This is a genomic window from Amycolatopsis sp. PS_44_ISF1 (assembly GCF_032335455.1).
Lineage (GTDB): Bacteria > Actinomycetota > Actinomycetes > Mycobacteriales > Pseudonocardiaceae > Amycolatopsis.
Genome location: NZ_JANUXO010000004.1, coordinates 447,923 through 460,968, shown reverse-complemented (window position 1 = coordinate 460,968; position 13,046 = coordinate 447,923). Strand labels below are relative to the sequence as shown.

Below are 13,046 nucleotides of genomic sequence, written 5' to 3'. Positions count from 1 at the left end.
GAGGGCGGGCTCAGCCGGTCGGAAGCTGCTGCGAGAGCCGGTCCGCGATCTTCTGCACCACCGGTGCGATGTGCGCCACCGCGTCCGCGGTCAGCCGCCCCGAGGGGCCGGACACCGAAACCGCGGCGGGCACCGGGGCCCCGGGCACGGCCACCGCGATGCAGCGGACGCCCAGCTCCTGTTCGGCCTCGTCCAGGGCGTAACCCTGGCCCGTGATCCGGGTCAGCTCGGCGGTGAGCGCGTCCGGGTCGGTGAAGGTGTGCTCGGTGTAGGCGGGCATGCCGGTGCGGCCGAGCAGCGCGGCGACCTCTTCGCCGGGTAGTTGCGCGAGCATCGCCTTGCCGACCCCGGTGCCGTGCGGCAGCAGCCTGCGGCCGACCTCGGTGAACATCCGCATCGAGTGCTTCGACGGGACCTGCGCCACGTACACCACCTCGTCGCGCTCCAGCACGGCCAGGTTGGCCGTCTCACCGACCTCCTCGACCAGCTCGACCAGCAGCGGCCGGGCCCAGGCGCCGAACTGCATGCTCGCGTTCTCGCCGAGGCGGATCAGCCGGGCGCCCAGCGCGTAGCGGCGATTGGTGTTCTGCCGCACGTAACCCAGGTCGACCAGCGTCCGGATCAGCCGGTGGATGGTCGGCATCGGCAGCCCGGACAGCGTCGCGAGCTCGGAGAGGCTGGCCTCCCCGCCGGTGTCGGCGAGGTGTTCCAGCAGCTCGAACGCGCGTTGCAGGGACTGGACGCCACCGTCTCGCCCGGTTTTCTCAGCCGCCACCGTGGTCCTCCTCACAGGTCCGGGCTCCGCCGTTTGCAGCTTCCGCTATGCAGAAACTATAGTCCGTCAGGTAAAAACCGTAGGGACGTTATCCCAGTACGACTCGGGGTGTTTCGCATGTCTGAAGTCCAGGTCCTCGGGGACCTCGGTGGCGCCGTCGAGCACGGCGACGAGATCCTGACGCCGGAAGCCCTCGCCTTCCTGGCCGGGCTGCACGACGCGTTCGCGGATCGCCGGGACGAGCTGCTCCTGGCCCGCGGCCGGCGCCGCGAGCAGGCCCGCGCCACCGGACGGCTCGACTTCCTGCCGGAGACGCAGGAGATCCGCGACGGCGACTGGCGGGTCGCCGAGGCACCGCCGGCCCTGCGGGACCGCCGGGTCGAGATCACCGGCCCGACCGACCGCAAGATGACCATCAACGCGCTCAACTCCGGCGCCAAGGTCTGGCTCGCCGACTTCGAGGACGCCAACACCCCGCACTGGGCCAACGTGGTCTCCGGCCAGGTCAACCTGCGTGACGCCATCCGCGGCGAGATCACGCTGGAAAGCGGCGGCAAGAGCTACGCGCTCAAGGACGACGTCGAGCACGCCACCATCGTGGTCCGCCCGCGCGGCTGGCACCTCGACGAGCGGAACCTGGCCTTCGGCGCGCGCTCGGGCGTCGGCGCGCTGGTCGACTTCGGCCTCTACTTCTTCCACAACGCCGCCGAACTGCTCCAGCGCGGCAAGGGCCCGTACTTCTACCTGCCGAAGATGGAGAGCCACCTCGAAGCGCGGCTGTGGAACGACGTGTTCACCCACGCCGAGCAGGAGCTGGGCATCTCCCACGGCACGATCCGCGCGACCGTGCTGATCGAGACCATCCCGGCCGCGTTCGAGATGGAGGAGATCCTCTACGAGCTGCGCGAGCACGCCTCGGGCCTGAACGCGGGCCGCTGGGACTACCTGTTCAGCGTGATCAAGTACTTCCGCGACGCCGGTGAGAAGTTCGTGCTGCCGGACCGCAACTCGGTCACCATGACCGCGCCGTTCATGCGGGCCTACACCGAACTGCTGGTGCGCACCTGCCACCAGCGCGGCGCGTTCGCCATCGGCGGCATGGCCGCGTTCATCCCGAGCAAGGACCCGGCGGTCAACGAGGGCGCGTTCAAGAAGGTGCACGAGGACAAGGCCCGCGAGGCCGGCGACGGCTTCGACGGCTCCTGGGTCGCGCACCCGGGCATGGTCTCGCTCTGCCGCGAGGAGTTCGACCGGGTGCTCGGTGCGAAGCCGAACCAGCTCGACCGCACCCGCGACGAGGTCAGCGTGACCGCCGACGAGCTGCTGGACGTCGCTTCGACGCCCGGCGGGGCCACCGCGGGCGGGCTGCGCGCCGCGGTCGAGGTCGGCATCCGCTACATCGCCTCCTGGCTGGGCGGCAACGGCGCGGCGGCCATCCACAACCTGATGGAGGACGCCGCCACCGCCGAGATCTCGCGTTCGCAGGTCTGGCAGTGGGTGCAGAACGGCACCGTGCTCGACACCGGCGACCGGGTCACCGCGGAACTGGTGCGCGGGGTGCTGGCCGATGTCCGCGGCGAGCTGGCCGCGGAGGTCGATCCGGAGCTGCTGACCCCGGCCGTCGAGCTGTTCGAGCAGGTCGCGCTGGCCGAGGAGTTCCCGGACTTCCTGACCCTCCCGGCCTACGAGCGCATCAAGTGATGAGCTGGGTCCGTTGAACGACACCGGCCGGCTCCCCGAGGACGTCTACTCCGCCGCCGACGCGCGTCTCGCCGCCGCCGACGCGCGCGTCGCGGCCCTGTACCCCGGTGAGCTGCCGGGGCGCCGGCCCGTGCACACCGTGTACGTGCCGGCGTCCCAGTACCGCACGCGCCTGGTCGCCGACTGGGGCAAGAAGGCGATGCGGGTGTTCGTCGAGGAGGGCGACCGGCTCGGCCTCGCCCCGGACGTCGCCGAGCGGGTGCGCGCCAAGCTGCTCACCGAGCCGATCGAGGACCTGCGGATCGACTTCGAGGACGGGTACGGCCACCCGGGCGACGCCGAGGAGGACGCCGCCGCGCGGTCGGCCGGGCAGACGCTCGCGACCACCGGCGGCACGCCGTTCGTCGGGATCCGGTTCAAGAGCTTCGAGGCCGCGACGCGCCGCCGCGGCATCCGCACCCTCGACCTGTTCCTCTCCGGGCTGCTGGAGCACGGACCGCTGCCCGCCGGTTTCGTCGTCACCCTGCCCAAGGTGACGGCGGTCGAGCAGGTCGAAGCGGCGGCGGAGGTGCTGGCCCGGCTGGAAGCGGCGTACGGGCTGGCCGAGGGTGAGCTGCGGTTCGAAGTGCAGATCGAGACCGCGCAGTCGATCCTCGCCCACGACGGCACGGTGTCGGTGGCGCGGATCATCCAGGCCGCGGCCGGGCGCTGCGCCGGCCTGCACTACGGCACCTACGACTACAGCGCCGGGCTGGGCATCGCCGCGGCGTACCAGAGCCTGGAGCACCCGGCGGCGGACCTGGCCAAGCAGCTCATGCAGGTCGCGGCCGCGGGCACGGGCGTGCGGCTGTCCGACGGGTCCACCAACCGGCTGCCGGTCGGCGACGCCCTGCCCGCCGCCTGGGCCGAGCACCTGCGGCTGGTGCGGCGCTCGCTGGAGAACGGCTTCTACCAGGGCTGGGACCTGCACCCGCACCAGTTGCCGACCCGCTTCGCCGCGACGTACGCCTTCTACCGCGAAGGCTTCCCGGACGCGGCGAAACGGCTTCGCGACTACGCGGCGCAGACGACCGGCGGGGTCCTCGACGAGCCGGCGACCGCCGAAGCGCTCGCGCGGTACCTGCTTGGCGGTCTCCACTGCGGTGCCCTGGAGGAGGCCGAGCTGCCGTTCGGCCGGACGGAGCTGGACCGCTACTCCCGGCGCCTGGCCTGAACTCCTCCGGGTAGGATTCCGGCGGTCTTTGCGCAGGGTGGGAAGGAAGACATGTCGGTCGAAACACTGGAATTCCAGTCCGAGGCACGCCAGCTGCTGCAGCTGATGATCCATTCGATCTATTCGAACAAGGACATCTTCCTGCGGGAGCTCGTCTCCAACGCCTCGGACGCGTTGGACAAGCTGCGCCTGGAGTCGTACCGGGACAAGGATCTGCAGGCGGAGACGGACGATCTGCACGTCGAGATCGCGATCGACGCCGAGGCCCGCACGCTGACCGTGCGGGACAACGGGATCGGCATGAGCCGCGAAGACGTGGTCGGGCTGATCGGCACCATCGCCAAGTCCGGCACCGCGGAATTCCTGCGCCAGCTCAAGGAGACGCAGGACGCGGCCGGCTCACAGGACCTGATCGGCCAGTTCGGCGTCGGGTTCTACTCGAGCTTCATGGTCGCGGACAAGGTCACGCTGGTGACCCGGCGCGCGGGCACGGACGAGGGCGTGCGCTGGGAGTCCGAGGGCGAGGGCACCTACACGATCGAACCGGTCGAGGACGCGCCGCAGGGCACCGCGGTCACGCTGCACCTCAAGCCGGCCGACGACGAGGACCACCTCTTCGACTACACGTCGCCGTGGAAGGTCCGCGAGATCGTCAAGCGGTATTCGGACTTCATCACCTGGCCGGTCCGGATGGTGAAGCAGAACCCGCTGGAACCCGACAGCGCCGACGCCGACGCCGAGGCCGGCGCGGAGAAGGCGCCCGAGCTGGAGACGGTCAACTCGCGCCAGGCGCTGTGGGCGCGGCCGTCCTCGGAGGTCTCGCAGGAGGAGTACCACGAGTTCTACAAGCACCTCAGCCACGACTGGAACAACCCGCTCGAGACCGTCCGGATGCAGGCCGAGGGCACGTTCGAGTACCAGGCGCTGCTGTTCGTCCCGGCCCAGGCGCCGGCGGACCTGTTCATGCGCGACAGCAAGCGCGGCGTGCAGCTCTACGTCAAGCGCGTGTTCATCATGGACGACTGCGAAGCGCTGATGCCGAACTACCTGCGCTTCGTGAAGGGGGTCGTCGACGCGCAGGACCTTTCGCTGAACGTCTCCCGCGAGATCCTGCAGCAGGACCGGCAGATCCGGATGATCCGGCGGCGGCTGGAGAAGAAGGTGCTGTCCACGGTCAAGTCGATGATGACCGAGGACGCGGAGAAGTACTCGACTTTCTGGCGCGAGTTCGGCCGGGCGGTCAAGGAGGGCCTGCTCGACGACCCGGAGAACCGCGAGTCGATCCTGGAGATCTCCTCGTTCGCCTCCACCGAGGACGCCGAGAAGCCGACTTCGCTGCGCGACTACGTGTCGCGGATGAAGGAGGGCCAGGAGCACATCTACTACCTCACCGGCGAGTCGCGCACGACGATCGAGAACTCGCCGCACCTGGAAGCGTTCCGCGCCAAGGGTTACGAGGTGCTGATCCTGACCGACCCGGTGGACGAGATGTGGGTCGACTCGGTGCCGGGCTTCGACGGCAAGCCGTTGCAGTCGGTGGCCAAGGGCGAGGTCGAGCTGGACCCGGCCTCGGAGGAGCAGCAGACCGAGTACACCGACCTGCTGTCCTGGATGACGACCACGCTGGCCGACACGGTGAAGGAGGTCCGGCTCTCCTCGCGGCTGACCACCTCGCCCTCGTGCATCGTCGGCGACACCCACGACGTCACCCCGACGCTGGAGAAGATGTACCGCGCGATGGGCCAGGAGCTGCCGCAGATCAAGCGGATCCTGGAGCTGAACCCGGAGCACCCGCTGGTCACCGGTCTGCGCGCGGCCCGCACGGAGAACCCGGACGACGCCTCGCTGGCCGAGACCGCGGAGCTGCTGTACGGCATGGCGCTGCTGGCCGAGGGCGGCGAGCTGGCCGACCCGGGCCGGTTCCTGAAGCTGGTGGCCGACCGGGCCACCAAGGCGCTGTAAGCCCGTGAGTGGCTGGGCCGGCGCTCACGGCCCAGCCACTCACGACCCGGCGGCAGCACCGGGACGGGGTACCGCTAGGCCGTGGCGATGATTTCGGCCACCGCGGCCGAACGGGGCTGGAACACGTCCAGCACGCCGACCGCCCGCAGCGTCGGGACCAGCTCCTTGAGCTGCTCGACGATCTGCTGCCGGTCGGTGCTTCCCGGCTCGGCCTGGTCGAGCTGCCGCACGTTGGCCACGAACGCCGCGACCGCGCCCTTGCGTACCTCACGGCCACCGATGGTGGTGCGGTCGACGCCGTCGGGCAGCACGTCTTCCGGACGGATCGGCTGGGGCATGGTTTCCTCCTCGGCTATAAGCGTGCACGGTGCACGCACTTGACCCTAGCCCAACCGCGTGCGCGATGCACGTAAAATCAGGGGCATGTCACAGGACGGGCCAGGGCGCGCCGACGCGCAGGTGATCGCCGGGGCGATCGGCGCGCTGGTGCTGCGCGCGAATCGGATGCACCTCTACGACGAACTCCTCGGCGGGCACGGCGGGGACGGCGGGGTGGCCGGGGTCGACCGGGCGACGTACCCGGTGATCTCCGGCCTCGCCCGGATCGGCCCGTGCACGACCAGCGAACTGGCCGATCAGATCGGTCTCGACCGCACGGTCGCCTCCCGCCACGCGACCCGGCTGCAGCAGGCTGGGCTGCTGGCCCGCCAGCCCAGCCCCGACGACCTGCGGTCCACGGTGCTGCGGCTGACCCCGGAAGGCGAGCGGTGCGTCCAGGCCCTGCGAACCCGCCTGGAGGACCTGGTGCTGGCCGCCCTGCCGGACTGGCCGCCCGAACGGACCCACCGCTTCGCGCACGACCTCGGCCAGGTCGTGCACAACCTCACCGGCGTGGCCGCCGAGCCCGGCCACGACCACCCCTGAGGAGCTACGAGCCGGCGGTCAGCGCGAGGTAGACGTCCACCTGGGCCACGAAGTCGCCCAGGTCCACGCCGAGCAGTTCGGCCGCCCGGCCGATCCGGTAGCGCAGGGTGTTGACGTGGATGTGCAGCGCCTTCGCCGCCCGGGTCGGCGACCCCGAGCACTCCAGGAACACCCGCACGGTGCGCACGAGGTCGGAGCGCTGCTCGGCGTCGTAGTCCAGCAGCGGGCCGAGCAACCGGCGGCGCAGGACCGCCCGCAGGTCACCGGAGACGCCGGCCAGCAGCAGCCGGTGCACGCCGACTTCGGCGGCCGGGACCACGGCCACGGTCCCTTCCCGGCTCGCCGCCACCGAAAGCGCGTGCCGCGCGACCTCCAGCGCCCCCTCGGCTTCGGTCATCGGCCCGGGGTCGCTGAACCCGGCGAGCAGCCGCTCCGCCGCGAGCAGGGGCTCCACTGTGGACAGAGCCGTCGCCGCCTCGGCGGCCCAGTTCCCGGGCCACGAGCCGTCTTCGGCCACCAGGGCCTGGGCCGCACCGTCCCCGGAGTCGGTGAGGGCGAACGTCGTTCCCGCGAGCAGTTCCCCGAGCACGGCCGCGGCCTCCGTGCTGCCGTCGGTCCGCAGCGCGACCGCCCGCACGGCCCCGCTGCCGGGTAACCCGGCCGTGGCCCGGGAACGCGCCCGGGCCAGCCCGACCAGCCCGGCCAGCTCCTCGGCCAGCTCGGTCTGCGAGGCGCTGAGCGGCCCGTCGACGGCGAGCAGCCACGGCACGGGGTGCCGGCCCCCGACCGGCAGCACGGTCAGCCCGGCCGCGGCGGTCGGGCGCCCGTGCGCGGCGGCGAACCGGCGGACCGGCTCCGCGGGGGATCCGGGCAGGGGCGCGGTGCCCGCGACGACCCGGGGCACGGCCGAGAGCACCCAGCAGTCCGCGCCCAGTTCCGCGGCGGCTCGTTCCAGCAGCACCGGCAGTGGCGCGTCCTCGGCGGCGGCGGTCAGCAAACGTTTGCGGGCCCCGTCCGCGGCCCCCGCCAGGGCCAGCACCACCTGCTCGGTGACCACCGCGAACGACAGGTCGGCCGGCACTTCCAGCAGCGGGAGCCGGTGCCGGGCGCAGGCTTCGACCACGTCGCCCGGGATGCCGTCGGAATCGGCGCCGGAGGCGGCCAGCGCGGCGGCCCCGGCGGCGGCCAGCGCGGCCACGAACGGCTCGGCGTCCCCCGGCGCGCGCCACCAGAGCAGACCGGACAGCACCAGCTCGCCCGCGGACAGGTAACGGCCGGGGTCGGGCAGCTCGGTCACGTAGATCCGCGTCACGGCCCGGCCGAGCAGTCCGGCCGGGGTACTCGGGTGCGGGCGCAGCCCGGGCAGGCCGAGCAACGTGGCGACGGTGGTCATCAGGCTTGTAGGAAAGCACAACCGGGTGGTCCTCCGCTGGCCCGTGTTTCATCGCGGGGCACCGTTGCCGCGAGGTGGGTTTCGGCGTGTACTGGGCTGTCCAGCGAGAAGAGGAGCCTGCGTGGACTTCCTGCGCCCCCACAGCCTCGACGAGGCGCTCGCCGCCAAGGCCGAGCGCCCCGACGCGGTGCCCATCGCCGGCGGCACCGACGTGATGGTCGAGCTGAACTTCGACCACCGCCGCCCGGCCGCGCTGCTCGACCTGAACCAGGTGGGCGAGCTGGCGCGGTGGTCCGCTTCGGACGGTGTGGTCCGGCTGGGCGCGGGGGTGCCCTACGCGCGGGTGATCGCCGAGCTGGGGGAGCCGCTGCCCGCGCTGGCCATGGCCGCGCGCACGGTCGGCTCCCCGCAGATCCGCAACCGCGGCACGGTGGGCGGCAACCTCGGCGCGGCCTCACCCGCCGGGGACACCCACCCGGTGCTGCTCGCGCTCGGCGCCCGGGTGGAGGTGGCCTCGGTCCGGGGCACCCGCTTCGTCCCGGCGGACGAGTTCTACCTCGGCGTCAAGCGCAACGCGCTGGAGCCCGACGAGCTGATCACCGCCGTCCACCTGCCCGCTTCGGCCGGTCCCCAGCAGTTCTCGAAGGTCGGCACGCGCAACGCGATGGTGATCGCCGTCTGCTCGTTCGCCCTGGTGCTGCGGCCGGACCGCGCCGAAGCCGGCGCCGCCGTCGGCTCGGCCGCGCCCACGCCGCGCCGGGCCCGTGCGGCCGAGGAGTTCCTGGCCGCCGAGCTGCCGTGGGGCTCGCCCGAGCCGCTGGCCGATTCGCTCAAGCGCCGGTTCGGCGAGCTGGCGGCCGGGGCCGCGGCGCCGATCGACGACGTCCGCGGGAGCGCGGAGTACCGCAAGCACGCCCTGTCCGTCCTCGCCCGGCGGACGCTGACCTGGGCCTGGGACGAACACCGGAGGAGTGGCCGCGAATGCGCGTGAACGTGACCGTGAACGGCGAGGCCCGGCAGGCCGACGACGTCTGGGAAGGGGAGAGCCTGCTCTACGTGCTGCGTGAGCGGCTGGGCCTGCCCGGTTCGAAGAACGCCTGCGAGCAGGGCGAATGCGGTTCCTGCACGGTGTACCTGGACGAGGCGCCGGTGTGCTCCTGCCTGGTCGCGGCCGGGCAGGCCGAGGGCCGCGCGGTGCGCACGGTCGAGGGGCTGGCCGAGGGCGACCGGCTCCACCCGGTGCAGCAGTCCTTCCTCGACGCGGGCGCCGTGCAGTGCGGTTTCTGCACCCCGGGACTGGTGGTCGCGGCGCACGACCTGCTCGCCCGCGTGGCCGCGCCGAGCGACGAGGAGATCCGCGAGGCACTGGCCGGGAACCTCTGCCGGTGCACCGGGTACGAGAAGATCCTGGACGCCGTCCGCTCGGCCGCGGGGGGCGGGGCCGCGTGAAGACCCTGATCTCCAACGCCGCCATCGCCACCGTCAGCGGCCCGGAGCACACCAGCGGCCACGTGCTGATCGACGGCGACCGCATCGCCGCCGTGGGCGAGGGCGATTACCGCGGTGAGGCGGACCGGCGGGTGGACGCGTCTGGCGGCCTGGTCACCCCGGGCCTGGTCAACACCCACCACCACCTCTACCAGTGGGCGACCCGCGGGATGGCCGCCGACCACACGCTGTTCGAGTGGCTGGTCGCGCTGTACCCGGTGTGGGGCCGGCTCGACGCGGGGATCACCCACGCCGCGGGCACGGCCGGGCTGGCCCGGCTCGCGCTGACCGGGTGCACGACCGTGGCCGACCACCACTACGTCTTCCCGCACGGGGGCGGAGACCAGGTCGAGGCGCTGGTCGCGGCCCGGCAGCGCATCGGCGTGCGGCTGCACCTGGTGCGCGGTTCGATGGACCGCGGCGAGTCCGACGGCGGGCTGCCGCCGGACCACCTGGTCGAGACCACCGAGGCCGCGCTGCTCGGCACCGAGGCCGCGATCGACCGGTTCCACGACCCCGCGCCCGGGGCGCACCTGCGCATCGCCGCCGGGCCGTGCTCGCCGTTCTCGGTCACCGAGCGGCTGATGACCGGTGCGGCCGAACTGGGCCGGCGCAAGGGGGTCCGGCTGCACACGCACCTGGCCGAAACGCTCGACGAGCAGCAGCAGTGCCTCGCCGAGGTCGGCTGCACCCCGGCCGAGTACGCCGACCGGCTCGGCTGGCTGGCCGGTGACGTCTGGCTCGCGCACACCATCCACCTCTCCGCCGGCGCCGTCCGCCGGTTCGGCGCCACGGGCACGGGTTCGGCGCACTGCCCGACCTCCAACGGCCGGCTCGGCGCGGGCATCGCCCCGGTGCGCGACCTGCTCGACGCGGGCGCGCCGGTGGGCCTCGGGGTCGACGGGGCGGCGTCCAGCGAATCCGGCGGCCTCGGCGAGGAGCTGCACCAGGCGTTGCTGCAGGCGCGCCAGCGCGGCGGCCCGAAGGCGCTGACCACACGGGAGGCCCTGTGGCTGGGCACCATGGGCGGCGCCCGGTGCCTCGGCCGCGAGGACGAGCTGGGCTCCGTGGAGGTGGGCAAGCTCGCCGATCTGGCCGTGTGGGACCTGTCCGGGCTGAACTACGCAGGCATCATCGACCCGGTCGCGGCCCTGGTGCTGGGCGCGACGCCGCCGCTGGCCCGGCTGTTCGTCGGCGGCCGGACGGTGGTGGAGGACGGCACGCTGCGCGAGGCGGACGAGTCCGTGATCGCCGGGGAGCTGGCCGCCGCGAGCGCACGGCTGCGGGCGGACCGATGACCGCCACGACCTCTTCGCCGGCGGTCACCGGCACCTCGAGCGGGGTCGGCGCGAACGCCCCGCGCCCGGACGGCACGGTCAAGGTGCGCGGCGAGTTCGCGTACTCCTCCGACCTCTGGCACGAGGACATGCTGTGGGGCGCCACGCTGCGCAGCCCGCACCCGTACGCCCGGATCACCGGCGTCGAGATCGGCGAAGCCCTGGCCGTACCGGGGGTCTACGCGGTGCTGACGCACGAGGACGTGCCCGGCCTCAACCGTTACGGCCTGGAGCACGCCGATCAGCCGGTGCTGGCCGACGACGTGGTGCGCTACCAGGGCGAGCCGGTCGCGCTGGTCGCCGCCGACCACCCGGAGACCGCGCGCCGGGCGATGAAGCGGATCAAGGTGAGCTACGAAGTGCTGGAGCCGGTCACGGACTCCGAAGCGGCTGTCGACGGTGTCGGCGCTTCGCTGCACGAAGGTGGCAACGTCGTCCGGCACGTGCGGATCCGGCGCGGTTCCGCCGAGGCTGCGGCCGACGTCGTGGTGTCCGGCGTGTACGAGGTCGGTATGCAGGACCAGGCGTTCCTCGGCCCGGAGTCGGGTCTGGCGGTGCCGGACGCCGAGGGTGGCGTGGACCTGTACGTGGCGACGCAGTGGCTGCACGTGGACCAGCAGCAGATCGTCGCCGCGCTCGGCCTGACGACGGACAAGGTGCGGCTGACGCTCGGCGGCGTCGGCGGGGCGTTCGGCGGGCGCGAGGACCTGTCGATGCAGGTGCACGCGTGCCTGCTCGCGCTGCACACCGCCAAGCCGGTGAAGATGGTGTACAACCGCGAAGAGTCCTTCTACGGCCACGTGCACCGTCACCCCGCGAAGATGTACTACGAGCACGGCGCCACTTCCGACGGCCGGCTGGTGTACGTCCGCGCGCGGCTCTTCCTCGACGGAGGCGCGTACGCGTCTTCGACCGGCGCGGTGGTGGCGAACGCCGCGACGCTCGGCGTCGGTCCGTACACAGTGGACAACGTTGCCGTCGACTGCTGGGGCACGTACACGAACAATCCACCGTGCGGCGCGATGCGGGGCTTCGGCGCGGTGCAGGCGGCGTTCGCGTACGAGTCGCAGATGGACAAGCTGGCCGTCGCGTGTGGACTGGACCCGGTGGACCTGCGGATCCGCAACGCGATGGCCGAGGGCTCGGTGATGCCCACCGGCCAGGTGGTGGATTCGGCCGCGCCCGTCGCGGAGCTGCTGGAGCGGCTGCGCGCGCGGCCGCTGCCGGGGCAACGCGCCTTCGACCTGCGGCACCTGCCCGGCGGCGTCTCGAACACCACGCACGGCGAGGGCGTGGTGCGCGGGGTCGGCTACGCGGTGGGGATCAAGAACGTCTGCTTCTCCGAGGGCTTCGACGACTACTCGACCGCGCGCGTGCGGCTGCAACTGGTCGGCGGGGAGCCCGCGGCCACCGTGCACACCGCGGCGTGCGAGGTCGGGCAGGGGCTGGTCACCGTGATGCAGCAGATCGTGCGCACCGAACTGGGGGTGGAGCGGGTCACGGTGCTGCCGATGGACACCTCGATCGGCAACGGCGGCTCGACCTCGGCCTCCCGCCAGAGCTACGTGACCGGCGGCGCCGTGCAGGCGGCCTGCGCCGCGGTGCGCGCCCGGCTGCTGGAAGGCTCGGCCCTGCCCGCGCGGACCCGCGTGCTGGGCGGCAAGCTGCTGGACGCTTCCGGCGCGGTCGTCGGCGACCTGGCTTCGGTGCTGGAAACGGCGTCCTTCGACGAAACGGTCGAGTGGCGCCACCGGCCGACGACCGCGCTGGACCCGGAAACCGGCCAGGGCACTGCGCACGTGCAGTACGCCTTCGCGGCCCATCGTGCGGTGGTGGACGTGGATGTGGAGCTGGGTCTGGTGAAGGTGGTCGCGCTGGACTGCGCGCAGGACGTGGGCAAGGCGCTGAACCCCGATGCCGTGCTGGGCCAGATCCAGGGTGGTTCGGCGCAGGGGCTCGGGCTGGCGGTGATGGAGGAGATCCAGGTCGTCGACGGCCAGGTGCGCAATCCTTCGTTCACCGACTACCTGATCCCGACCGTGCTCGACATGCCGCCGATGTGGATCGACGTACTGGAGCGCCCGGACCCGAACGCCCCCTACGGCCTGCGCGGGGTGGGCGAGCCCCCGACCATCTCGTCCACCCCGGCCATCGCCGCCGCGATCCGCGCCGCGACCGGGCTGGCGCTGGAGCGCGTACCGGTGCGCCCGGAACACATCACCCGCACGTGAGCGGATTCTGTGGCAGGGTCGT

At 72.5% G+C, this 13,046-nt stretch carries 11 protein-coding genes; 8 read left to right on the top strand and 3 right to left on the bottom strand.

Annotated features, from left to right (window positions below; translation table 11 throughout):
- Nucleotides 1-10: 10 nt before the first annotated feature.
- Nucleotides 11-775 carry an IclR family transcriptional regulator gene (locus NYF13_RS32005; protein ID WP_315661664.1) on the bottom strand — a complete coding sequence of 255 codons (765 nt, stop codon included), beginning with the start codon at nt 773-775 and terminating at the stop codon, nt 11-13.
- Nucleotides 776-892: 117 nt separating this feature from the next.
- Between NYF13_RS32005 and aceB the strand changes: the two genes are divergently transcribed.
- Genes aceB through htpG form a run of 3 tightly spaced genes read left to right on the top strand, consistent with a single transcriptional unit; the run spans nt 893 to nt 5,651 of the window.
- Entirely contained in the window at nt 893-2,476 is a 1,584-nt protein-coding gene (gene aceB / locus NYF13_RS32000; RefSeq protein WP_315661663.1) for a malate synthase A, read from the top strand.
- A 13-nt stretch (nt 2,477-2,489) separates the two neighbouring features.
- Nucleotides 2,490-3,689: a DUF6986 family protein gene (locus NYF13_RS31995; RefSeq protein ID WP_315661662.1), complete on the top strand. Its 1,200-nt coding sequence runs from the start codon at nt 2,490-2,492 to the stop codon at nt 3,687-3,689.
- Between the two features lie 51 nt (nt 3,690-3,740).
- Nucleotides 3,741-5,651: a molecular chaperone HtpG gene (htpG, locus tag NYF13_RS31990; RefSeq protein ID WP_315661661.1), complete on the top strand. Its 1,911-nt coding sequence runs from the start codon at nt 3,741-3,743 to the stop codon at nt 5,649-5,651.
- Between the two features lie 74 nt (nt 5,652-5,725).
- Here htpG and NYF13_RS31985 read toward each other — a convergent pair whose 3' ends face one another.
- Nucleotides 5,726-5,989 carry a hypothetical protein gene (locus tag NYF13_RS31985; RefSeq protein ID WP_315661660.1) on the bottom strand — a complete coding sequence of 88 codons (264 nt, stop codon included), beginning with the start codon at nt 5,987-5,989 and terminating at the stop codon, nt 5,726-5,728.
- Between the two features lie 85 nt (nt 5,990-6,074).
- On the opposite strand from NYF13_RS31985, the gene NYF13_RS31980 reads away from it, so the two are divergent.
- The gene (locus NYF13_RS31980) at nt 6,075-6,575 is read left to right on the top strand and encodes a MarR family transcriptional regulator (protein WP_315661659.1); all 501 of its coding nucleotides are present in this window, start codon (nt 6,075-6,077) and stop codon (nt 6,573-6,575) included.
- 4 nt (nt 6,576-6,579) lie between these two features.
- On the opposite strand, the gene NYF13_RS31975 is transcribed toward NYF13_RS31980, so the two are convergent.
- Nucleotides 6,580-7,968 carry a PucR family transcriptional regulator ligand-binding domain-containing protein gene (locus NYF13_RS31975; protein ID WP_315661658.1) on the bottom strand — a complete coding sequence of 463 codons (1,389 nt, stop codon included), beginning with the start codon at nt 7,966-7,968 and terminating at the stop codon, nt 6,580-6,582.
- A 121-nt stretch (nt 7,969-8,089) separates the two neighbouring features.
- Between NYF13_RS31975 and NYF13_RS31970 the strand changes: the two genes are divergently transcribed.
- Genes NYF13_RS31970 through pucD form a run of 4 tightly spaced genes read left to right on the top strand, consistent with a single transcriptional unit; the run spans nt 8,090 to nt 13,024 of the window.
- On the top strand, nt 8,090-8,959 hold the full coding sequence (locus NYF13_RS31970) for a xanthine dehydrogenase family protein subunit M (protein WP_315661657.1): 870 nt from the start codon (nt 8,090-8,092) through the stop codon (nt 8,957-8,959).
- Entirely contained in the window at nt 8,950-9,417 is a 468-nt protein-coding gene (locus NYF13_RS31965; RefSeq protein WP_315661656.1) for a 2Fe-2S iron-sulfur cluster-binding protein, read from the top strand. The genes NYF13_RS31970 and NYF13_RS31965 overlap by 10 nt, the downstream gene beginning before the upstream one ends.
- Nucleotides 9,414-10,754, top strand: coding sequence for an 8-oxoguanine deaminase (locus tag NYF13_RS31960; protein WP_315661655.1), 1,341 nt, complete (start codon nt 9,414-9,416; stop codon nt 10,752-10,754). Before NYF13_RS31965 ends, NYF13_RS31960 begins: the two co-directional genes overlap by 4 nt.
- Nucleotides 10,751-13,024: a xanthine dehydrogenase subunit D gene (gene pucD, locus NYF13_RS31955; RefSeq protein ID WP_315661654.1), complete on the top strand. Its 2,274-nt coding sequence runs from the start codon at nt 10,751-10,753 to the stop codon at nt 13,022-13,024. Before NYF13_RS31960 ends, pucD begins: the two co-directional genes overlap by 4 nt.
- The last annotated feature ends 22 nt before the right edge of the window (nt 13,025-13,046 follow it).